Genomic DNA, 23,250 nt, shown 5'->3' with positions numbered 1-23,250 from the left:
CAACTATATCTTTGTTATGTAATTAAATAAAAAAAAGTAAAACAAAATAAAATGAAAACAGAAATAAGCAACTACTCAGGAACAGTTCTTGAAATTGTAAATCAAATTGGATATTCCCTGAAAGTACTGATTATCGGTCTATTTATTCCTTTCGCCTTTGTATTTGGCATTACTTATAAAAGGCACGACAACACAGCCTTAAAAAGCACAAATATTACGAAGGAAAATCCCGAAAATCACCTTGTCAATACTGTGTATCTCAATAAAGATTACTCCATAAGAAACAGTTAAGCCCATTCAAACTTAAAAAAAAACAAAAATGAAAAAAATAGTAAAGAATTATTCCGCACAGATAACTGAATATTCAAAGCATTTCGTCTTTTCGCTCGGTGTTTTAATGACCGGATTGTTTATCCCTGCGTCGTTAGTTTTTGGAATCACTTATGACAGGCCAGTTCAGAACGAGGAGAGAAAAGCCACCATTTACCAACAGGATGATATTATTTCAGGGCAAACGATTAGCTGGCCATTGCAAAATTTATCTTACCAGGATAGTTGACCCCTTCATGAAAACTGGCTTGCCGGTGTCGCGAAGTACATATTTTAATGTCCAGACGAAAGCTCCGGCATCCTGGGGTTCGCCTTTGAAAGTGCCATCCCACTTCCTGGTCCAGTCATGCGTTTCAAACAGTAACTGGCCCGCCCGGTTGTACACTCTGAAGGTAAGTTTGCCTGCTTTATACGCATTTAAGGGATATAAATAGTCATTGAGGCCATCGCCATTTGGAGTGAAAGCACTTGGTACCGCTATATAGCAACTTTTAAGCGCGCGAATATTATTAACAGCGGTGTCATAACAGCCAAGGTCGTTTTGAACAATCAATGAAACCGGGTAATCATGTTCTGCCAGTAAGACCGGATATTTTTGAGGGCCAGGATTTTTATTTTCGCTGATGTTTCCATTCTGGAAATTCCAGTAATAAGAAACTATATTCCCGACGCTGGTGTTTTTAAAAATTGCAGAATCTTCAGGGCACAAAATATTATTGGTTTCAAACGAAGCTTTAAGCTCATTGTCCAATACAATTTCACTTCTTACCGTATCATTGCAAAATCCGTTTGAAACGCTTAAAATAATTTGTTTTTTTCCGAAGGAATCAAAATAGGAAACAGGATTTTGCAATGAGCTTGTTCCGTTATAATCGAATTGCCAAAACCATTGGTTGATTTGATTTTTTCCGGCATTTGTAAAATACACAGTATCATAATCGCAGCCTTTTTTTATTGAATAAGAAAAGGCCGCGGAAACCGTATCTTTTATTAAAAAACTTAATGAAGATCCGGGTGGAGTTTCCTGCGCACATTCATCTACCAGGGTGTTTCCATCATTTCCTTCTTTCAAAATAATTTTGTACAAACCTCCATTTACAATCGGGCCGGAAAGGTTTATGTTGATAATTTTTGTCATCCCATTCGTACAATTTCCACTTGCGCTTACCACATTAACCGGCGAAGGCCCCTGCACGATGAAATCGCTGCCATCTGTTGATATGGAATTACAGGAAATATTTTTTTTAAAAACCAATTGTAAACTTTGAGGTGCACAGGTAACAGGAGTCAGGCTGTCCATCTGTGTAGGAGCCAGTGGGATAATTTGTAAAGGCAGTGAATTTCCGACCGGTATATTGGTACCGCAGTTATCCAGCAGCGTATTGCCATCCGAACCTTTTTTTATACTGAGTGTATAATTTCCCGGAGGCAATGGTTTGTCTAATTTTATAACCAATGAATCCATATCAAATGCATCACAAAAAGATTGGGCGTTAACAACTTTTGCAACTGCAGGAATAATCTCAAAATCGCTTCCGTTACTGGCAAGACTGCTGCATTTCATCTTCTTATTTGTTTTAATAAAAATATTGGTAGCGTCGCATGAGCTGCTTAAGCTTTGCAATGCTGGTGCAATGGTATCCGTAATACTTGCGGTGCCTCCGCCAAAACTTAATTGATACCCGTCCTGGCCGGGTTTGTATTTGGTAAAATGACTTACCAATAAAAGATATTGATGATTTACATGCAAAGTGGGCATCGAACTGAAGGTTGGATATGTTGGACCGGCACAGTTGTTTAACTTTTGGCCTGCAGGTGAGGCGCCTGTGAGGCCGGTATTGCCAGACCAATTGCAGGATACAAACAACCTCGGATTTGTATAAATTTCATTTGGATCATGGCCAGTAACGTCGAACAACTGCCAGTCATAATCATCTGATAAATCAACGGGCGTTATTAAAAAACCCAATGTTCCCGCTTTAAAGCAGGTAAACTTATACCAAAAAGGATTTGTATCCGTCAGGCTGTCTGTCGTAGAACAAGGCCCAGGCACCGACCTTCCGCCACAGTAAGGAACTGTTGTTTGGGAAAAAATACTGGTTCCGCATACAGGAAAGGCCGTGGAGGGCGTTTGGCCGAGCGTTGTACACGTTTGCCCATTAGCAATTTGAATAAAATGAAAACAAAGAAAAAAGAAAAAAATAATTTTCACAGCAATACTTATAAAAAGCAAAAATATCCTTTCGTTTCAATGCTATTTAATTTTTAAAAAGAATATGATTTTTTTAAGAGTTTTTAGTACGAAGTCTACAGTAAACGAAAAAATATTGTGGATTTTAATTCTGCGGTTTTTACATACTCCTGCGAAGAGTCCAGAAACGAATGAGTTTAAAGCCGGGAAGATGCTGAGGTCTTATAAAAATTCGTTTACTTCGCGCAGAGAAAATTAAAGCAAGTTCACTTTATTTTAAAAATATTGCTTAATTAAATATGAAAAACTTTCAGGACCGGGCTTTTACTATCCAGCATAGAATAAATGAACTTTCGGGCGAAAACCAGGCCTCGCCACTGTTTGGCTCACAATCGTTTATAGAATACAGCCAGAAAATAGCAGGCTGGATGAGTGCTGCAGGCCTTAAAACCTCTGCAGACAATATCGGAAACATCCGGGGAAAACTAACAAACAACCAGGCTGATGCCAAAACCTTTCTGATAGGTTCCCATTTTGATAAAGACCCTTACGAAAATAAAAATGATGGCATGCTGGGAATTCTCATGGGTCTTGACATCATTGAAAATATAAAGCAAAAGAACATACAACTGCCTTTTAATATTGAACTGATTGCTTTTGCAGAAGAAGAAGGCACGAGATTTAATTACACCAACCTGGGCAGCAAGGTGGTAGCCGGCAATTTTGAAAATAAATTGCTGAGGCTTGAAGACAAAGAGAATCATCTTTTGTCTGAAGTATTAGGTTCTCTTCATCTTGATTATGAAAAAATTAAAGAGGATTTTATTCCTGCTGAAGAAATCCTGGGATATTTTGAAATCCATTCAGAACCCGGATTTACACTTTTTGAGGCGGATGTGCCGGTTGGCGTGGTAGATTCGATGTATGGACAAAAAAGAATTGAAATCATTTTCAGTGGAAAAGATGGCCATGCCGGCACATTAGCGATGCATGAAAGGAACGATGCACTGGCTGCCGCAGCAAAGTTTATCCTACAGGTAGAAAAATATGCAAAGCGCGAAAAGAAAAATCTGCGGGCAACCATTGGCAAAATAAATGTGACCCATCCCCTGTCTAATAAAATTGCCGGCAAAGTAAGCTGTTCATTGGATATCCGCAGCGACGATGACGAGGTACTGTCGACAGCCTACGAAAACATTTATTTTTTATGCGAAAAAACATGTGACAAAAGGAATATTTATTTTGAATGGAAGCTAATACAGGAGTCAGATCCGGTAGTATTGAATAAAAAGCTACGCAAGCTGTTGGAAGAATCTGTAAAAGAAAAAAATATACAATTGATTTCTTTTGAAAGCGGCGCCATTTATGACGCTGCCAATATAGCTAAGATAGCGCCCGCGGCTATGCTATTTGTAAAATCCATCAAGGATAGTAACCACCAACCTACAGAAGATTTAGAAAAAAACAATATTGCAAAAGCATTGGAAATAAGCGAACTTTTCATTCAAAAAGTAATTGCTTTTCCCGAAAAATCTTTCAGAAAAAAAGATAAGTAGTTTACCGAATTTTAAGGCTCATATTTCTTTTTGAAAGAGGTAAATTAAAAAAAACGAATTGGCGCTATGCGCTGTTAATCACTCAAAATTTCCTGCATAAGATTTATCGCAGTCAAGGGAATTATTTACTATTTTTATTTTGTAAAATCATTTAAAAGACAAAATATTCAATGACAATAGCTGATTTTGACCACCTTGACGTGGCTGGTAGGAGAAGGCTTCTTAAACAATGTTGTAATTCGGATGTGTGGGTAAAAAAAATGTTAGCAATTTTTCCTATACAGAATCTCGTGGACTTACTGGAGTATGCAGAAGAAGAATGGTACGAATGCAATCCTGCGGAATGGCTGGAAGCCTTTCAAAGCCATATCAGAATTGGTGACATTGGGTCTATTGAAAACAATATCACAATTAACGCTGACTGGGTTAAAAATGAACAGGCAGTTTTTTTCAAAGCTTCACCTGATATTTTAAGAGATCTTGAAAAGAAAAATAATGAGTATGAAGAGGTGTTCGGCTATAATTTCGTAGTATATACCAAAGGAAAATCAATAGAAAATATCTTATCAGAATTATCTGAAAGGATAAAAAACGATCCCCACGATGAATTAATTATTGCCGCAGGCGAACAGAATAAAATAACCCAGTCAAGGCTGCAGTTGTTATTTAGCTAAACAAAAATTTGCAATATTTCTTTGTTTACTATGATAATAAAGAGATTTTATTTTAGCTTAAAATCTGCTTCTTTTACATCTGCACTATTGGTACCGATAAATAATGTAAAGTCTCCCGGTTCTGCAACGTACTTTAAATCGCTGTTGTAAAATTTCAAATCGTTTACCGATAAAGTAAAAGACACTTTCTGCGTTTCTCCAGGCTCGAGCGTTATTTGCTTAAATCCCTTTAATTCCTTTACCGGACGGGCAATACTTCCGACCATCTGCCGGGTGTACATTTGAACAGTTTCTTTTCCTTTACGAGTACCGGTATTGGTTACATTGACCGAGGCAGTAATTTTTCCTCCACTTTGAAGAATGGAATTATCCAAAGAAATATTGCTATAAGAAAAAGTGGTATAGCTCAAGCCAAAACCGAATGGATACAAAGGTGAATTAAGCACATCAAGATAATCTGATTTAAATTTAGGACTATCACCCGGATGGTAAGGCCTGCCTGTGTTTAAATGGTTATAGTAGATGGGAATCTGCCCAACATTTCTCGGGAAAGTTGCTGTAATTTTTCCCGAAGGGTTATACTCTCCAAAAAGAACATCCGCCACCGCATTTCCAGCTTCTGTACCACCAAACCATGTATCAAGAATAGCTGGTACGTGTTCATCTTCCCATGTTAAAGTCATTGGCCTTCCATTCATTAACACCAACACAACCGGCTTGCCGGTTTTCACCAACGCCTTTAATAAATTTTGCTGGTCCGGCTGTAAGCCTATATGGCTCATACTGGAAGATTCACCCGTCATGTCAGCAGCTTCACCAAGCACAGCCACAACTACGTCAGCTTTATTAGCAGTTTCAACCGCTTCATTCAGCATCTCATCAGGAGATTTTGAGTCCACATCAATTTCAGTTCCAAAAACATTTACTCTTTCTATCAGCATCGTATCATCGCTGATGTTGGCGCCTTTTGCATATAAAATCTTTACCTCATTGCCAGCTACGTTTTTAATACCCTGCATGATGGTGACACTTTTTTCAGGATCGCCGGAAACGCTCCATGTACCCAGCATATTTCTTTTATTATCTGCCAGCGGTCCTATCAGCGCAATCGTTCCGCTCTTCTTTAGTGGCAATATCTTGTTTTCATTTTTTAATAATACAAAGCTTCGTTCTGCAATCTCTCTTGCGGCTTGTAAATTTGAATCACTCATCAACTCAGATTTAGCCTTTTCGTCATTGCAATAGCGGTAAGGGTCGTCAAATAAGCCGAGCTTGTATTTGGCTTCCAGCACTTTTCTGCAAGCGTCTTCTATTTTTTGAAGACTTACTTTTCCTTCCTGTAATGATTTTTTTAATGTGCTTAAAAATCCTTCACTAACCATATCCATATCCATCCCGGCGTTTAAAGATTTCGCGGAAACAGCCTGAAGATCGCCGAACCCATGATTAATCATTTCACTAATGGAGGTATAATCAGACACAATCAATCCCCTGAATCCCCACTGCTTGCGCAGCACATCGGTCAATAAAAACCGGTTGGCGCTTGCTGGAATTCCATCCACTGTATTAAAAGAAGTCATCACACTTCCGACGCCGGCATCAACGGCAGCTTTATAAGGGGGAAGATATTCATTATACATCCTCACTTTACTCATGTCTACGGTATTGTAATCGCGGCCTGCTTCAGCAGCACCATACAAAGCATAGTGTTTTACGCAGGCCATCACCGTTGAATCTTTTGACAGGTCATCTCCCTGGTAGCCTTCTACCATCGCTTTGGCAATTTGTGAGCCCAGGAAAGGATCTTCCCCCGAACCTTCTGCAATTCTGCCCCAGCGAGGGTCGCGCGCTATATCTACCATTGGCGAGTAAACCCAGTTCAGACCATCTGCCGTAGCTTCGTTTGCGGCAATACGCGCACTTCTTTTAATCAGGGAAGTATCCCAACTCGCAGATAAGCCTAATGGAATGGGGAAAATAGTTCGGTGGCCATGAATCACATCCAGACCAAAAATCAAAGGAATGTGCAGGCGTGAATTTTTCACTGCTATTTCCTGCGCCCGGCGAATCTTGTCCGGACCCGTAATTCCAAATAAGCCTCCTACTTGTCCATTACGGATTTTTGTATCTACATCTTCGCTCACAACCGCTCCCGTGACAGCACCTCCGGGTGTTACCAAATTGAGCTGTCCAATTTTTTCATCAAGCGTCATTTTTTTCATCAAAGCACTGATGAAATTGTCCATTTTTGTTTGACCGGAACTTTGGCCCTCCACAGTAAACGAACAAATAAGCAATATTCCTATTGCAAAAGATTGCAGGCTTCGCATAATGTCATTTATTTTTTAATAAATATGGTTCAATGATCTTTTGCCAAATGGCATATCCTTTTGGATTCATGTGCAAACCATCACTAAGAAAAATATCATTTCGCGGCTTTCCATTTGCGTCCAGCATGGGATGAAAAACATCTATGAATGACGCATTTTTTTGATCTTTCAGGAAATGCTCAATTAATGAGTTTGCTTTTGCCATTTCGGGGATTAATTTCTCCCTGCTCAGGCTTGGCTTTATCGAAACAAAAGCGATGTTAGTTTTGGGAAGATTTTTCCTGATCAAATAAAAGAGGCTTTTGAAGCGGTTCACAACCGAGTCCGGCGTTATTTTATTTGAAGAAGCTAAATCATTATCCCCTTCATAAATAAGTATTTGCCTTGGATGATATGGCAAAACAATTTTATCGAAATAATATATGGCGTCAGGAAAGGAAGAACCGCCAAATCCACGGTTTATAATTTGGTAACCAGGGAAATAATCCTGCACATCGGTCCATTTTCTAAAGGAAGAACTCCCGAGAAAAAGTATAGCGTTTTTAGGTGGAAAATTAACGATGTCATCTTTTTTGAATTGTTGAATCTCAGAATAGAACGGCGCTTGCTGCGCTTCAGCAATACTAAAAGATAAAAAAAAGAAAATAACCAAATTAAAAGTCCTGGGGAAAGTAAATATTTTCATTTATTTTTTTTTTAGTTTAGATTCCTTCAATCAATGAAAATTTTACTCTCAAATAGTTAGCTATTTTAGATTCAAATTTTACACATGAAGTTGCAAAAGCAAATAAAGATTTGAAATGAAAGGTAAAAAATAGCGCGGAATATCAGGCAACATCTTTTTATGAGGTTTTACTCTTCTCTTCTTTTTTAAGCACTTTTTTCTCTAAATCAGCAACAAATTGTTTACCGCTATCTGTTACGAATATGCACAAAACTTTTTTCTCATTAACTACGTCCATCCTTGTTCCAATGAGCCCCCGTTTGTATAAGCCGGCCAATGAAGACTTCATTTCTTCCGGCAAACATGGAATTTTCTCCCCATATACAGTTTCCTTTTCCAGGCATTCTTTTAATTTTTCAATCATTCTTTTTGTTGGAGGACGGGGGTTGATATGCATTTTTTGAAATTTAACTTTGATAACGATCCAATTTTTATATGCAACAATAAAAGAGTGTGCCGAAAATTGTACGCCTTCAAAAGTATTTTAGAGCAGGTTTGAGACAGATATTCCAACTGAAGCCCGAACCTATGAGTAATCTCTCCATCATATATGGATACATATATCAATAAAAAAAACCGCCTCAGATTTGAGGCGGTTGAAAAAAATTAAATATAAATATAAATTTGTTTACTGGTCGGGGTTCTGCAAAGTAACAGGTTGCAAACGATATGCATTTACCTGGCGTCCGTTTTGCTGAGCCGGAATCCATTTTGGACCATTCCGAATTGCGTTTACGGCTACTTCTGCAAGTTTAGTTCCTTTCATGGTGGTAGCCTGCACATCACTTACTGTGCCTGTTTTATCCACAATAAATCTAACTACGCAGGTTCCATAATCGCTTTCTGAGAACTCATCAACCCTGGCAGTGATAGCACGGCTTACATATCTGCTCCAGGCCTGAAGGCCACCTGGAAATTGAGCTTCAATTTCAACCTTTGTAAAGACTTTATCAGGATCTTCTTTCTTTTCAACCGGGGCGGCCACCACATTTGTTCCCTTAATATCAGTGGGTGGAGCAACTATACCCAAATCTTTTGTTCCCTCAACAGTCTTCACGTCCACTTTAGCTTCTTCAATCTGTTTCACTTCTGGTGGCGGCTTAATCACTTCCTCATCCTTTACCACTTTAGGCGGCGTAAATTTAATGGTAGCTACCGGTGGTGGTGGTGGTACTTTTGGAGGAGGTGGTGGTGGTGGAGGAGGTGGTTCGTCAGGTTTTATTTTCTGTAATGTTGCATCAGTGGTATGAACCTGGACAACATTTTCATCTGATTTTAGCTTATTCGCTATTGCAGATCCGATAAGGAAAAGCAAAATAATTACCACTGTTCCTACCAAAGCATAGGTAATTCTTTTGTTGTAGGTCTTTCGAAGATCGTAGGCCCCATATTCCTTATTCCTTCCATCAAAAATGATGTCGAGAATATCTGCTTTTAATATTTGATTACGTTCCATTTTTTAATAATTTATTTTATCTGTTGGTATTTGTCATTTAATACCACTTGCCGCTTCTGTTTGTTGAATTTTACTATACTCATCCGCCGTTGGATCTACCATCGCATACCTGGGGATATCATTTATATCCATTTCATCCAGTATATCAACAGCATTTTTGTAAGTAGCATCTTTGTCAGGCTTGATAATAATAAACAAGTCATTAGCCGGCGTAGATAGTTTCTTTTTTAAGATAATATCCCGTACATTTTTGTAACCTGTAGTCTGCATGGTGGCAGGATCATTACCATAATAATAATAAATCACATTTTGCTTTCCTAACAAGAGTGTCAAGGATCCGGATTCTTTAACCTTTGTATCCAGGTTAGGATCTTTGGTATCTTTAGGCATGTTTAGGTTCATGGAGGTTGGCTGTGATACCGTAGTTGTAAAGATAAAAAACGTTATCAGCAAAAATCCAAGGTCCACCATAGGAGTAAGGTCAACGCGGGTAGATTGTTTTTTACTCTTCTTGACGCCCGGTCCCTTCTTACTACTCTCTTTTACTTCCATTTCTGCCATAGTAATAAATTTTTATGTTTTAAAATATTTTTCCGGTTAAGTCTATTCTGATTTTTTGCCTGTTCTTTGTTCTTCAAGATTTTTCTTGTACAGTTCACTTCCCTCCGGAATAGACTCAGCGCTAGTCACCAGGTTATATTTATAAATATCATTCTTCTTAAACGCATTTAGCACGTTTTCAAAAGTTTCATATTTTGATGCGTCATCACCTTTAATAAGATAATTCAACGTTTCACCCATTCGCGCATTGACAGCCGCAGAAATCCAGGACGTCAATTCATTATTAGCGCTATCAACCGGAATTCCGGGCAAATTGGCCCCTTTAATTTGTTCAGGTTTTAACTGATCAAACTGGTTTAACTGGCTGATTGGTGTTGCTACGAACTGTGCGTTGAGAAAATTTGCTTTGTCCTGCGCAGAAAAACTGATATTCCTTTCTTTCCCTAATTCATCCAAAACATCGGCCTTAATTTTAGGATCGATCGCTAAGAAAACTTTATTGTCTTTGCTGATAGTCACAGTTAAAAAATCTTTCTGAGGTGCTACTTTGTTGGATACTGATGTAGGAGTGACCACTTCAATAACATCTGGTGGCTTAAACTTTGCGGCCAATATAAAGAAGGTTAATAATAAAAACGCAACGTCACACATTGGCGTCATATCCACGCTTGTACTGCCACGTTTTATTTTTGCTCTTGCCATGAGTTTTTGATTTAATAATTATAAGATTCAAACTTTCAAAAATTCCACAAAATTATTTGTATAATGAAGCGAAACTTTGTGTCAATGTAAAGCCTGATTCATCAATTCCATACGTGATGGCATCGATTTTTGTAGTAAAAATGTTATAAGTAACAATCGCAAATGCCGAAGTACCGATTCCCAAAGCCGTGTTATACAAAGCTTCTGCAATACCAATAGACAAAGTACGCGCAGCATCGCCACCTCCAGATTCACCCAGGGCACCGAACGCACGAATCATCCCAACAACCGTTCCCAACAATCCAATCAATGTAGACACAGATGCCAAAGTAGACAGGAATACAAGATTTTTTTCCAGCATTGGCAATTCCAGAGCAGTGGCTTCTTCAATTTCCTTTTGGATAGCCAACACTTTTTGATCAGTATCTAACTCCGTATCGGTAATCATTTGTTTGTATTTGCGAAGGCCGGCCTTCATTACATTACCAACTGAACCTTTTTGCTTATCGCATTCTGCAATAGCGGCATCTACTTTTTTATCAGCAAGGAAAAACTGCACTTTCCTGATGAACTCGGCATTTGAAATTTTACCGGAAGCTTTCGAAACGGTCAGGGATCTTTCAATAACAAATGTTAACACAATCAGGAAACAGCCGATAAGAATCGGTACAATAATTCCACCTTCATACATTCTTGGAAAATCGCCCTTAGGACCAAGTTGGTTAGGCCAGAAACCACCATTGGGATCAGGTTGTGTAAAGTTGCTATCCGCACCGATAACAAATCGCCAGATAACATATCCGGCTATAATACATATAATAGGAGCTAATAATGAAATAATATTATTTGATTTTTTAGCCTGCACCGAAGTGGTAGCGTTTACTGGTGCGTTTGCAGGAGTCTTTAAATCTGCCATGTTGGTTTAATTTTTAAATGTTTAAGTTTTATTGATTTTGTGAAAGTATTTGATTATGCAATTGTAAAGAAAAAAGGATTAGAAATCTCATTTACGTTAAAAAAATTTTGTAGAGGAGCACAAGTTAATAAAATATTTGAAAGTTACTTAACTGCTATTCGTTTTTTAAAAAATAAATGCAGACTTAGCTCACAGAGGAATTTTTGTAAAGCCAGGCGGCAACCTCATTTCGAATAAATAACTATACCTTTTTAATAAACAAGAAACTCAAAAAATATTTGCATTTGTATTATTCATACCGAAGAGCGACAATCGGATCCAGTCGTGCGGCCTTAAGCGCCGGATAAAGCCCTGCAAAAAGTCCTACTGCTGAACATACCACTATCCCTATAATTACCCAACCCCATGGAACTACAAATCCTGTATGCAGAAATAATCCAACCACGTTTCCTACTATCACCCCTAAAATAATTCCTAAAACAGCGCCAATAAGGCTGATAAAAATAGATTCAAATAAAAACTGTGCTTTTATATTTTTTCTTTTCCCCCCTACCGCTTTTATCAATCCTATTTCGCGGGTGCGCTCACTTACGGCTACCAGCATAATATTCATAAGGCCAATGGCGGCGCCAATCAGGGTTATCAATCCAATAAAAGCCGCGGCGGTAGTAATTGAACCCAAAGCACTTTTGAATACTTCAGCAATGCTGTCACTTTTATCTATGTAAAAATTATTTTCTTCATCAATTGCCAGTTTTCTTATTGGCCTGAAAGTTCCCTTGGCTTCAGCAATGGCGGCATCCATCTGGTTAATATTATTTACCATCACACCGATGTTATAAGACAATCCATCTGTTGGAAAAAGGCGCCTGATATTATTGTAAGATGTCAACACGATATTATCCGCGTTAAAAAATGCGCTTGAGCCTTTGTCTTTTAAAACCCCAATCACCCGGTATTTGATTCCATCTGACTTGATGGTTTGATCAAGCGCTTTTAAGGTGTTTTCCCCATACAATTTTTGAGCTACACTGTTTCCAAGAATACAAACACTTCTTCCACTTTCTACATCCAGCGTATTCAGATTTCTGCCTCCTGCTAGTGTGTAGCCATTTTGAAGAAGATAATTTTCATCACCTCCAATCATTGAATTATTAGGATTGGTTTTCACTTTTGTGTTCATTACAATAATACTTTGCGGTCCCGGCAATGAGATGCTCACTCTTGCCGGAAAGGAATACTGGCGCTTAAACATCCTTGCTTCCTGGTAGGTAATGATTTTCCGTTCATTGGATTTTTTGGTTTTCAGATTTCGGGTATTCGTTTTCTTTACTTCCCTGTTACCGCCCATTCGTATCTGAAAATCACGATACCTGATACTGAAAGAATTAGCGCCCATGGTTGCAAAATTTTCAGTAAGGCTTTGGTTCATTGAGGCAATGGCAGTGATAATCCCTATGAGCGCCATTATGCCAAAAGCTATGATAGCCACTGTGATGCCTGTACGAAGTTTGTTGCTTCGGATGGTGCGAAAAGCAAGCGATAAGGAATCTTTTAATTTCATGCAGGAATCAGGTTAAAAAAATTCTTAGATAAATAGACAGTGAAGTTACAATTTCAGCGCAAATTCAAATTACCACTCCTGTAGTAAAAAGCAAAACAAAAAACTGCTTATTTGTTGTTTTACTATTCTTTAAAGAAAATGAAAAACAATCCTTTATTGAGACTGCCATTTGTTATTTTTCCTGTCAATATCGGGAAGCACCTCCCCAGGATCCAATACTACGGATTTAATTTTTGAAGTAGTATTACACTTAAAAGTCCAGTCGGCGCCTCTTTGCCATACGTTTACGGGTAAATTCAACAATTGGGTATTGCCGTTCTCTTCTGTAATTTTCACCGTAACAGGAAGGGCCATTTTTTGGAGGTTGATAATCGTAATCAATGCGCCTTCGGCAGGTTTATCGTTTACATATTGAACATCTTTCACGGCCTGGTCCAGTTTCCATGTTTCATAAAACCATTCTTTCCAAAACCAGTTTAGGTTTTCGCCGGCAGCATCATTCATCGTCCGGAAAAAATCTATAGGTTGAGGATGTTTAAAAGCCCATCTGTTGATATAGGTTTTAAAAGCAAAATCAAACCTGTCAGCACCAATTACAGAATTCCTCAAAACATTCAAAGCTACTGCCGTCTTGGAATAATATTGGCCATAATCGCCGAGGCTCATAGATTCCGGCGGGGTCATCAGCGGATCTTTGGCAAGCTTCATAACTCTCGCCATTCTTAAAATGGTGGTATTAGTAGTATCGCCATATTCCCCCTTATTAAAAGCATTAGATGCATACCCGTTTATAAAAGTATTTAAACCTTCATCCATCCACATATAGCTTCTTTCATCTGAGCCTACAATCATAGGAAACCAATTGTGGCCAATTTCGTGAGTTACATCATGCCACAGGCTTGCCTTCCCGATTTTATAGCTGCAAAATACGATTCCGGGATATTCCATACCCAAAGCCACACCAGCTACTACAACCGCCGAATTCCACGGATATTCAAAATAATCTTTTGAGTAGAATTCAATACTTTGTTTCAGGTATTGCGTACTTCTCCCGTATTTATCATATCCCTCGCTCTCAACAGGATACACCGCCATTGCGATTCCTTTTCTTCCCGAAGGAAAATTAACCCGTGCAGCATCCCATATAAACGCCTTAGACGCCGTCCACGAAACATCGCGGGTATTATGCATTTTAAAATGCCAGGTAAGCATTCCTTTTTGGGTGGGCCTTGTGGAGCGCAACCCGACTTCATCTTCTTTCACAATTAAAACGGTGCTATCGCTGTGTCGGGCTTCATTTAATCTTTTTATTTGCACCGGCGTCAATACTTCGGCAGGATTTTGCAATTCGCCGGAACCAGCAACAATCATATCTGCCGGAACAGTAACATAATAATCGAAATCGCCATACTCGCAATAAAATTCTCCCAAACCCATATACGGCAAAGTGTTCCAGCCGCTCACCGCATCAAATACACACATTCGCGGATACCATTGCGCCAGTTGATAAATAGCCCCGTTTTTGGTATAAAGTCTCCCCATTCTGTCAGCCCCGTATTCAGGAATCGAAAACCAATAATTTATCTTGATATTAATTTTATCGCCATGGGGTTTAACCGCAAAAGGTAACCGAAGCTGCATCCGGGTATCGGTAATTACGGGTTCGATTTTATAAGACTTTCCTTTATAAATTATCGAAACTGTACCAATATGATAGCCCCCTTTTTTATACCCTTTTACATCAAACCTGTCGCCGGAAACCAAAGTGGTAGCCGCTCCGCGCGAATCCGGTTCAAATAAATTCTGATCGAGCTGTAACCATAAATATTTTAATTCATCGGGGCTGTTATTGGTGTAATTAATAGTAACATCGCCTTTTAAAACCGTATCTTTTTCATCCAGCGTAGCGTGAATATTATAACTCGCTACGTTTTGCCAGTACCTGGGACCCGGCGCGCCATTTGCACTGCGGAACTCAGTTCCGGGCTGCATTAAGAAGGTTGGATCAAAAACTTCATTTTTATTATATAGAGACGAATCCTGCGCAGCCAAGGACGGAGAAAGAATAATTCCTGCTGCGAGATAAAAAACCAAAGAAGTAAGCCTTTTCATGTATTTTTTTGAGATAAAAATAATGGTTTAAATTATTATGCGTCAAAACCAGCTATATAGCTTGTCCAATACACTTTGCGAATTATCGCAAATAAAAATCTACAAAATTTGTTCGTTTACTGTCGATTACCTTTCATTACCCTCCAATACTGACAATGCGGTAAGGGTGTAAATAATATGCGCAAGTACCAAATGCTGATAGAATTTATAAAAATGAATTTTTGGAGGATTTGGATGAAGTGAAAAGGCCAGTCTCCAGGCTATTAAACCCGCCACGCCATTAGCCGCGCCGATAAACACCTGGTTTGATAAATCGTATGGCGATTGCAACTTCCGAATCATTCTTTTAGATAGATAAGCAAATAAAATCCCGGTGCAGGCGTGCAACATCCAGCCAGCCGTTTTTGAAAATGACTTTTCAGTTTCAGGAAATGCCCTACTTATCATTTTGGTAAGCAAAACCGGCTCTCTGAAATCTTTACTTTTTTTGTCTGAAAGGAAATAACTGAAAGCCGTCATGGCGGCGGTTCCTGCTATTGCCCCGGTCAGAATATTTTTTGCTTCCATTCTGTTTTTTGTAAAAAGCGGTAAAAAGTATGCCAGATAAACGATGAGCCAGCACCATCGTACTCAGGCATTTTAGGATAAATTTAGATTCGCCGTAAAAAAAAGATAGGCCAGCTTCAAAAAGAGCAACAGAGCTTAATTTGTGGAAGCCCGGGACGGAAGCCCGGTAAGATCGCGACTTAATAGAATAAATTTTCGCTTAAAATAAGTGGACGCGCTCTTTTTTTTTGAGAGGCCTTTTTTGTGGCCCATTAGCGACGGTTATAAAATTCATTATATTAGCAATATAATCTTCCCCTCTTCATGAAATTAATTTCAAACTAAAAATATTGTATGAAAAAAATCGGGATCCTGTTTGGCCGCGAAAGAAGCTTTCCTGAAGCGTTTGTTAAGAGAGTTAATGAAAAAAATGTTGACGGCATTATCGCCGAACCGGTGCGCATCGATAAAATTGTGCAGGGTGAACCGAGTGGCTATGATGTAATAATCGACCGCATTTCCCAGGATGTTCCGTTCTACAGAGCTTATCTTAAGAATGCCGCTATATGCGGAACAGCAGTTATCAATAACCCTTTTTGGTGGAGCGCAGATGAAAAGTTTTTTAATAACAGCCTTGCCACAAAAATTGATGTGCCGGTTCCAAAAACGGTATTGATTCCGTCCAGTTCATTACCAGCCGAAACGGTTGACATTTCATTTTCAAACCTGGCTTATCCGCTCGATTGGGAATCGATTTTTAATTACATTGGTTTTCCGGCATACATGAAACCACATGCGGGCGGAGGATGGAAAAGCGTCTACAAAGTTACCAGTATTGATGATTTTTTTACGAAGCATGGAGAAACCGGCGAGCTCGTAATGATGTTGCAGGAAGAAATTGTTTTTGATGAATACTATCGTTGCTATTGTATTGGCGGCAAAGACGTACATATTATGTCGTATGAACCGCGGAATCCCCATCATCTTCGGTATACCGCCGATTTTAAGCCGGATGCCGAGAAGCTTGAACAGATGAAAGGAATTGTATTAAAGCTCTGCAAATATCTTGGATATGATTTTAATACGGTTGAGTTCGCATTAAGAGATGGCGTGCCTTACGCGATTGATTTTTGCAATCCCGCACCGGATGCCGAACTTACCAGTGTGGGTGAAGCCAACTTTAATTGGGTGGTTGAAGCTGCCGCCAATTTTGCCATTGAAAAAGCCCAATCGCACCGGGACGGAAAGGATAATCTTACCTGGGGCGAATATGTTGAAAGGGCAGTTAAAGGCAAAGATTTAATGTGAAAATGTGAAAATGTGAAAATGTGAAAATCTGAAATTTGAATAATTCAACTAACAAACGCAGTAAAGACCCTTTCATAACTCATAACTCATAACTCATAACTCATAATTCATAACTCATAACTCATAACTCACCAAGCAACTAATTACCAAAAAATGGCTTCTATTTCTTATAAACATTTTACAATCGGCATTGAAGAAGAATATATGGTGATAGACCCCGAAACAAGAGAATTAAAAAGCCATGAACAAAAAATTGTACAGGAAGGCGAAAAGATTATAAAAGATAAGGTTAAAGCCGAAATGCACCAGGCTGTAGTGGAAGTGGGCACTGATATTTGCCAAAATATCGACGAAGCATTTCTTGACGTTTCAAACCTGAGAAAAACGATTAGCATGATTGCGGGCGATTTGGGTTTGGCCGTTGGCGCGTCGGGTACCCATCCATTCAGCCATTGGGAAAGGCAGTTAATAACTGACCATGTACGTTACAGCGAAATCGTTAAAGAGTTGCAGGAGGCAGCAAGAAGTAATTTAATTTTTGGCTTGCACGTTCATATTGGAATGGAGAACCGTGAAATGGCAATACATATCGCCAATTCCGCCCGCTATTTTTTGCCCCACATTTTTGCCCTCAGCACCAACTCGCCTTTTTGGGAGGGAAGATCAACCGGCTACAAATCCTACAGAACAAAAATTTTCGACAAATTTCCCCGCACAGGCATCCCCGACTTTTTTGATACGATTGAGGCTTATGACAATTACGTAAAAATTTTAGTAAAAACCAATTGCATCGACAACGCTAAAAAAATCTGGTGGGATCTGAGAGTTCACCCGTTTTTTAATACTGTTGAATTCAGAATCTGCGACGTGCCGCTCACGGTTTACGAAACCATAACCATAGCCGCCTTATTCCAGGCCATTTGCGCAAAGCTCTACAAATTGCGCATGCAAAATCTTAATTTTATTTCTTATCCACGCATGCTTATCAATGAAAATAAATGGCGCGCCAGCCGCTATGGTATCGAAGGAAGCATGATTGATTTTGGTAAAGAAATCGAAGTAAATACACGCATACTTATTTATGAATTGCTGGATTTTATTGATGATGTCACTTCACCTTTAGGAATCAGAAATACCATTGGCTACGTTCACAAAATACTTGACGAAGGCACAGGCGCCGACCGTCAGTTAAAGGTTTTTGAAGAAACGCTGAGCACACCGGCAGTAGTAGATTATATCCAATCACAATTTTTGTCGGGGTTATAGTAAACAAAGAAATAAGCACAATTTTTATTTAGAGGAATGGCAAACCAGCAAGTTCGCCGGGTATTGGTTTTCAAATTGAATCGTACATTGCATGGGCATGAAATATTATATCATAGCCGGCGAAGCATCCGGCGATCTTCATGGAAGCAATCTCATCAAAGAAATTAAAAAGCTGGATGCCGGCGCCCGTGTTCGTGCATGGGGCGGAGATAAAATGAAAGCTGCCGGAGCTGAATTGGTAAAGCATTATAAAGACCTCGCTTTTATGGGATTTGCTGAAGTTTTAAAAAACCTTCCGGCCATCCTTAAAAACATTTCTTTTTGTAAAAATGATATTTCAAATTTCCAGCCGGAGGTAATTATTTTTATTGATTATCCTGGCTTTAATCTGCGCATAGCAAAATGGGCAAAGGCAAAAAAATATAAAACTGTTTTTTATATTTCGCCCCAGGTGTGGGCATGGAAAGAAAGCCGCGTAAAGGCCATCCGACGCGATATTGACAAGATGCTCGTCATTCTTCCCTTTGAAAAAGAGTTTTATCAAAAATGGAATTTTGAAGTGGAGTATGTGGGGCATCCATTAGCGAATGTGATAGATAATTTCAAAAAAAATCATCCCGAAATAAAGCCATCCGGCAAAACGATTGCCTTGCTGCCCGGAAGCCGCAAACAGGAAATACAAACCAAACTTCCATTGATGCTTAAAGCCTCTGAAAACTTTCAGGAATACGATTTTGTAATTGCAAAAGCCCCTTCAATTGAAGATGATTTTTACTTAAACTTTTTAAAAAATCATAACAATGTAAAAACGGCTTCCAACCAGACGTATTCTTTATTAATGAGCGCCACGGCTGCTCTTGTCACTTCAGGAACGGCCACTCTGGAAACTGCTTTATTTGGCGTACCGGAAATCGTTTGTTATAAAGCGAGCAACATTTCTTATCAAATTGCCAAACGGCTGATAAAACTGAAATTCATTTCCCTGGTTAACTTAATCATGGATAAGGAAGTGGTTAAAGAATTGATTCAACATGACCTGACCCCGGAAAATATTACTGCTGAATTAAGAAAAATTCTAACAGATAGCGCCACACTGCAAAGGATGAAACACGATTATTCTGTTCTCGCCGGGTTATTATCTGAAGGAGGAAATGCTTCCAAAAATGCCGCTGAAATCATATTTCATTTTGTAAGCGGGGAATAAAAAAAATACCCAAACGGTTACACTTCCGCGAAATCTCTTAATCAAAGTCAATGTTTATTCTTATCTTATATCATTGTAAAAAATGAAGAAGGGAGGCAACTTTGTGTTATCAAAAAAAATTAAATAACCAGTAAATCAATAAAAAATGGCAAAAACTATTCTTCACAAAGCCAATACCCGCGGCCATGCCGATCATGGATGGCTGAACAGTTATCATACTTTCAGTTTTGCGAATTATCACAATCCTGAAAGAATTCATTTTGGCGCTTTGCGGGTTTTAAATGATGATACCGTAAGTGCTGCAAAAGGGTTTGGCACTCATCCGCACGAGAATATGGAAATCATTTCTATTCCGCTGGAAGGCGATTTGGAACACAAAGACAGCATGGGCAACACTACAACAATTAAGCAAGGTGATATCCAGGTGATGAGCGCTGGCTCTGGCGTACAGCACAGCGAATACAATAAAAATAAAGATGTGCCCGTAAAATTTTTACAAATCTGGGTGTTCCCGAACAAAAAAAATGTAACGCCCCGGTATGGCCAGGTTTCGTTAAATGAAGAAGACAGGCACAATAAATTGCAGCAAATCATATCGCCCAACCAAAATGACGGAGGTTTGTGGATTTATCAAAATGCATGGTTTCATTTGGGTAAATTTGACAAAGGCTTCAGTACCGATTACCAGTTTAAAAATGAAAAAAATGGATTGTATATTTTTGTTTTGAAAGGGGGCATACTGGTAAATAACGAAATCCTGAACACACGCGATGGATATGGCATCTGGGAGACAGACAAAGTAAATATTAAAGCTGAAAGCGACGCGGAATTTTTATTAATGGAAGTTCCGATGATTTTTTAAACCTATAATTGAAAAAGAAAACAATATGGAAAAAATTCAGATTTTGACTGTAGGGCGCGACCCTGTATTGCTACAAAAACTGTCCAGATTCATAAATGAAAACGCCGGATGGGAAAGCACTGCCACCATTGATGACGAAACAGCTATCGAGCTATTTCACCTGCGCAGTTTTGATATAGTGATATTGCTGAAAGATGTAGCGGCTGAATCAGTTAAAAAGCTCACTTCCCTTTTTTCGCATCAAAAGCCTGAACTAATCGTTTTTGACAACATCGGCGATTCTACGCAAATCCTGGAAGATACGATTAACAAAGCCTTGCAGAACTCCAAACCGGCAGTGAATATAGTAGATGATGCTTTTAAAGACAGCAATAAAGAATAAGCAACAGTAAATAAATAAAAAGCGGGTTTTTTAATTTTGGATTCAATTAAAAACCCCGTTCTTTTTTTAAAAGAGTAAGAATAAAGGTTTTCATACGGCAATTTTAAAACCTTCTTTTTTTTAGATTGAATTTTTATTTTAATTTTGCTGTCCTTCAAAACGGTGGTTGTAGCTCAGTTGGTTAGAGCATCAGATTGTGATTCTGAGGGTCGTGGGTTCGAGCCCCATCATCCACCCAAAAAAAACCCGCTGCCAGGTGGGTTTTTTCGTTAGTATAATCGCAATAAATGTTTTCAAAATACCGTCTATACTTTTGCAAAAACCTTTGTTAATTCAAACATTTAAATTTAAAGTACAAATTTAATCTTTGTTACTTTTACGTATGAACCCAATAATCAGTTTTATTATGAGCAAAAAATTTATCCCGGTCCTTATTCTTCTAATCCTGGCCGGCTTATTTATAGGGTATGGTGTGAAAGGCAAAAGCGATGCAGATCCCAGAACAAAATATGAAAAGATTCTCCATAATGTAGGCATTGTGCTGGAACAAGGGCATTACAGCCCCAAAAAAATTGATGATAAATTTTCGCAGGAAGTTTTGAAAAAATTTGTAAGCGATCTTGATCCCGATAAATACATTTTTCTTCAGCAGGATATTGATGGGTTTAAAAAGTATGAAAACCGCATTGATGATGAAATTCATGGAGCGCCCTTGCAATCTTTCGATGCGATAAGCAAGGTTTACCTTAAAAGGATAGATGAAGTTTCAGCTTCATACCAGGAAATTTTAAAGCATCCGTTTGATTTTAAGAAAGACGAGTCATTACAAACCAACGCCGATAAAAGAACATTTCCAAAAACGGTGGAAGAACGCAGTGATTATGGAAGAAAGCGCCTGAAATATTTTGTATTGGTAAGATATGTTGATTTGCAGGAACAAAGGGATTCGGCCACTGATAAAAAAGAAGCTGCAAAGGCAGACTCCACCTTGCAGCGCGAGGCTGTGGAAGTTGTATCAAAGCAAATGAAAAGGTATTTTGAAACGCTCAAAAATCATAACTCTTCGGACGACCTATTCAGCAGTTTTGTAAATGCAATTACCAGCACAATGGATCCACACACCACTTATTTTGCGCCGGTAGATAAAAGAACATTTGATGAAATGTTAAGTGGCACTTTTTACGGAATAGGTGCCCAGCTCATGGAAAAAGATGGAAAGATTACCATTTCAAGTCTGATTACCGGAATGCCGGCATGGAAGACCAACGAAATCACACCCGGCGATGAAATAATAAAAGTTGGCGAAGGAGACGCAGCCCCTGTTGACGTGACAGGCTATGCGGTAACCGATGCGGTGAAGTTAATCCGTGGCGAAAAGGAAGGCTCCATAGTAAAGCTTACGCTTAAAAAAGCAGATGGTTCGGTTAAAGTGGTGCCTATAGCCAGGGGCAAAATTTCTTTGGACGATACATTTGCAAGAAGCGCGGTGATTAATAATAACGGCCATAAAATCGGTTACATCTATTTGCCGGAATTCTATGCAAATTTTGATGATCCTTCCGGAAGGCGCGCTGCCACAGATGTAGCAAAAGAAGTGCAAAAATTAAAGGATGCCCATGTTGAAGGAATTATTATGGACCTGAGGGGAAATGGGGGCGGTTCATTGCAGGATGTGGTAGACATGGTAGGATTATTTGTGAAAGGAGGCCCGGTAGTGCAGGTAAAAGGCAGGGATGGCGAGCCAAGCGTATTATCAGATAGAGCAAAAGAAGTGTTGTATTCAGGGCCGCTCGCTGTAATGGTAGATGAGCTTAGCGCTTCTGCTTCGGAAATATTTGCCGCCGCCATCCAGGATTATCATCGTGGCATTATTATAGGAAGTTCGACCTATGGAAAAGGTACGGTTCAACGAAACGTTTCGCTTGATCCCCAGGCAGAAAATCCTTTTTTTAGCCACCCTGCTGAAGGCTTGGGCGATGTGAAGCTAACCTTTAAAAAATTCTACCGCATAAACGGTGGCACCACACAACTAAAAGGCGTTACTCCTGACATTTTAATTCCTGACCGCCTTGAAAATGCAAAACTCCGTGAAAAAGACAACCCCGATGCGCTGGCATGGGATCAGATTCCGAAAGCGCAGTATACACTCTGGAATCCCGGATACAGCTACTCTTCAGTAATTGCAAGCGTAAATAATGACATCAGCAACAATATCGATTTTAAAGAAATTCAAAAGCAGGTAAACCTGCTTGATAGTTACCAGGATGAACCCACTCCTTTGAATATCGATAAATACAAGCAAATGCAACAGAATATCCGTGAGGCTGCAAAAAAATTAGACAAATATTCAAAATCGCCTACCCTTTTGAAGGTGACTACACTTGCTCCTGATTCTCTTGCGATGCAAGGCGATACTGCAAAGATTAGCAAGCAGGAAACTTTTCTTAAAACAATCAGCAATGACTTGTATATAGATGAAACAGTAAAAACCCTGGAAAAAGTGATAGGAGAAAAGCAGCTCGCAGAAGCAAGCAAATAACATTTTTAAAGATTATATAAAAAACCG

The 23,250-nt window shown here is 39.0% G+C and carries 21 protein-coding genes and 1 tRNA gene; 11 read left to right on the top strand and 11 right to left on the bottom strand.

The genetic code is table 11. The features are described from left to right. The first annotated feature begins 51 nt into the window (after positions 1-51). Both EFY79_RS06955 and EFY79_RS06950 read left to right on the top strand, forming a co-directional pair. Positions 52-291 (top strand): hypothetical protein, encoded by a 240-nt coding sequence (locus EFY79_RS06955; protein ID WP_123119953.1) that lies wholly within the window; start codon positions 52-54, stop codon positions 289-291. A gap of 28 nt (positions 292-319) precedes the next feature. Further along, entirely contained in the window at positions 320-559 is a 240-nt protein-coding gene (locus EFY79_RS06950; RefSeq protein WP_123119952.1) for a hypothetical protein, read from the top strand. Here EFY79_RS06950 and EFY79_RS06945 read toward each other — a convergent pair. Further along, positions 539-2,542 carry a T9SS type B sorting domain-containing protein gene (locus EFY79_RS06945; protein WP_123120062.1) on the bottom strand — a complete coding sequence of 668 codons (2,004 nt, stop codon included), beginning with the start codon at positions 2,540-2,542 and terminating at the stop codon, positions 539-541. The two genes, EFY79_RS06950 and EFY79_RS06945, sit on opposite strands and share 21 nt — an antisense overlap. Before the next feature lie 278 nt (positions 2,543-2,820). Here EFY79_RS06945 and EFY79_RS06940 point away from each other — a divergent pair, with 278 nt between their 5' ends. Both EFY79_RS06940 and EFY79_RS06935 read left to right on the top strand, forming a co-directional pair. Continuing rightward, positions 2,821-4,077, top strand: a complete 1,257-nt coding sequence (locus tag EFY79_RS06940) for a hydantoinase/carbamoylase family amidase (RefSeq protein ID WP_123119951.1) — start codon at positions 2,821-2,823, stop codon at positions 4,075-4,077. Positions 4,078-4,247: 170 nt separating this feature from the next. Then, on the top strand, positions 4,248-4,751 hold the full coding sequence (locus tag EFY79_RS06935) for a 2-oxo-4-hydroxy-4-carboxy-5-ureidoimidazoline decarboxylase (protein WP_123119950.1): 504 nt from the start codon (positions 4,248-4,250) through the stop codon (positions 4,749-4,751). Positions 4,752-4,798: 47 nt separating this feature from the next. On the opposite strand, the gene bglX is transcribed toward EFY79_RS06935, so the two are convergent. The 10 genes from bglX to EFY79_RS06885 all read right to left on the bottom strand — a co-directional run bounded on the left by bglX (position 4,799) and on the right by EFY79_RS06885 (position 15,683). Then, complete coding sequence (bglX, locus tag EFY79_RS06930) at positions 4,799-7,081, bottom strand: beta-glucosidase BglX (protein WP_199727473.1); 2,283 nt, start codon at positions 7,079-7,081, stop codon at positions 4,799-4,801. A 4-nt stretch (positions 7,082-7,085) separates the two neighbouring features. After that, entirely contained in the window at positions 7,086-7,766 is a 681-nt protein-coding gene (locus tag EFY79_RS06925) for an SGNH/GDSL hydrolase family protein (RefSeq protein WP_123119948.1), read from the bottom strand. A 157-nt stretch (positions 7,767-7,923) separates the two neighbouring features. Further along, entirely contained in the window at positions 7,924-8,202 is a 279-nt protein-coding gene (locus EFY79_RS06920; RefSeq protein ID WP_123119947.1) for a hypothetical protein, read from the bottom strand. A 231-nt stretch (positions 8,203-8,433) separates the two neighbouring features. Then, complete coding sequence (locus EFY79_RS06915; protein ID WP_123119946.1) at positions 8,434-9,261, bottom strand: energy transducer TonB; 828 nt, start codon at positions 9,259-9,261, stop codon at positions 8,434-8,436. Positions 9,262-9,294: 33 nt separating this feature from the next. Further along, on the bottom strand, positions 9,295-9,822 hold the full coding sequence (locus EFY79_RS06910; protein WP_123119945.1) for an ExbD/TolR family protein: 528 nt from the start codon (positions 9,820-9,822) through the stop codon (positions 9,295-9,297). A gap of 42 nt (positions 9,823-9,864) precedes the next feature. Continuing rightward, complete coding sequence (locus EFY79_RS06905; protein WP_123119944.1) at positions 9,865-10,524, bottom strand: ExbD/TolR family protein; 660 nt, start codon at positions 10,522-10,524, stop codon at positions 9,865-9,867. Positions 10,525-10,576: 52 nt separating this feature from the next. Continuing rightward, on the bottom strand, positions 10,577-11,440 hold the full coding sequence (locus EFY79_RS06900) for a MotA/TolQ/ExbB proton channel family protein (protein ID WP_123119943.1): 864 nt from the start codon (positions 11,438-11,440) through the stop codon (positions 10,577-10,579). 289 nt (positions 11,441-11,729) lie between these two features. Then, positions 11,730-13,004 carry an ABC transporter permease gene (locus tag EFY79_RS06895; RefSeq protein ID WP_123119942.1) on the bottom strand — a complete coding sequence of 425 codons (1,275 nt, stop codon included), beginning with the start codon at positions 13,002-13,004 and terminating at the stop codon, positions 11,730-11,732. A 153-nt stretch (positions 13,005-13,157) separates the two neighbouring features. After that, positions 13,158-15,116 carry a M1 family metallopeptidase gene (locus EFY79_RS06890; protein WP_123119941.1) on the bottom strand — a complete coding sequence of 653 codons (1,959 nt, stop codon included), beginning with the start codon at positions 15,114-15,116 and terminating at the stop codon, positions 13,158-13,160. 126 nt (positions 15,117-15,242) lie between these two features. Then, complete coding sequence (locus EFY79_RS06885) at positions 15,243-15,683, bottom strand: hypothetical protein (protein WP_123119940.1); 441 nt, start codon at positions 15,681-15,683, stop codon at positions 15,243-15,245. A gap of 333 nt (positions 15,684-16,016) precedes the next feature. Between EFY79_RS06885 and EFY79_RS06880 the strand changes: the two genes are divergently transcribed. The 7 genes from EFY79_RS06880 (at position 16,017) to EFY79_RS06850 (ending at position 23,223) form a co-directional block, all read left to right on the top strand. Then, a complete protein-coding gene (locus EFY79_RS06880; RefSeq protein WP_123119939.1) occupies positions 16,017-16,970 on the top strand; it encodes an ATP-grasp domain-containing protein in 954 nt (317 codons plus the stop codon). Between the two features lie 153 nt (positions 16,971-17,123). Continuing rightward, complete coding sequence (locus tag EFY79_RS06875; protein WP_123119938.1) at positions 17,124-18,236, top strand: carboxylate-amine ligase; 1,113 nt, start codon at positions 17,124-17,126, stop codon at positions 18,234-18,236. A gap of 97 nt (positions 18,237-18,333) precedes the next feature. Further along, positions 18,334-19,440, top strand: coding sequence for a lipid-A-disaccharide synthase (gene lpxB / locus EFY79_RS06870; protein WP_123120061.1), 1,107 nt, complete (start codon positions 18,334-18,336; stop codon positions 19,438-19,440). A gap of 145 nt (positions 19,441-19,585) precedes the next feature. Then, the gene (locus EFY79_RS06865) at positions 19,586-20,302 is read left to right on the top strand and encodes a pirin family protein (protein ID WP_123119937.1); all 717 of its coding nucleotides are present in this window, start codon (positions 19,586-19,588) and stop codon (positions 20,300-20,302) included. 25 nt (positions 20,303-20,327) lie between these two features. Beyond that, positions 20,328-20,684, top strand: coding sequence for a hypothetical protein (locus tag EFY79_RS06860; protein WP_123119936.1), 357 nt, complete (start codon positions 20,328-20,330; stop codon positions 20,682-20,684). 162 nt (positions 20,685-20,846) lie between these two features. Further along, positions 20,847-20,920, top strand: a tRNA-His gene (locus tag EFY79_RS06855). A gap of 170 nt (positions 20,921-21,090) precedes the next feature. Then, a complete protein-coding gene (locus tag EFY79_RS06850) occupies positions 21,091-23,223 on the top strand; it encodes a carboxy terminal-processing peptidase (protein ID WP_158605168.1) in 2,133 nt (710 codons plus the stop codon). The last annotated feature ends 27 nt before the right edge of the window (positions 23,224-23,250 follow it).

Source organism: Hanamia caeni (genome assembly GCF_003721595.1).
Taxonomy (GTDB): domain Bacteria; phylum Bacteroidota; class Bacteroidia; order Chitinophagales; family Chitinophagaceae; genus Ginsengibacter; species Ginsengibacter caeni.
The sequence above is the reverse complement of the archived record's forward strand: the minus strand, read 5'-3'. Positions and strand labels throughout refer to the sequence as shown.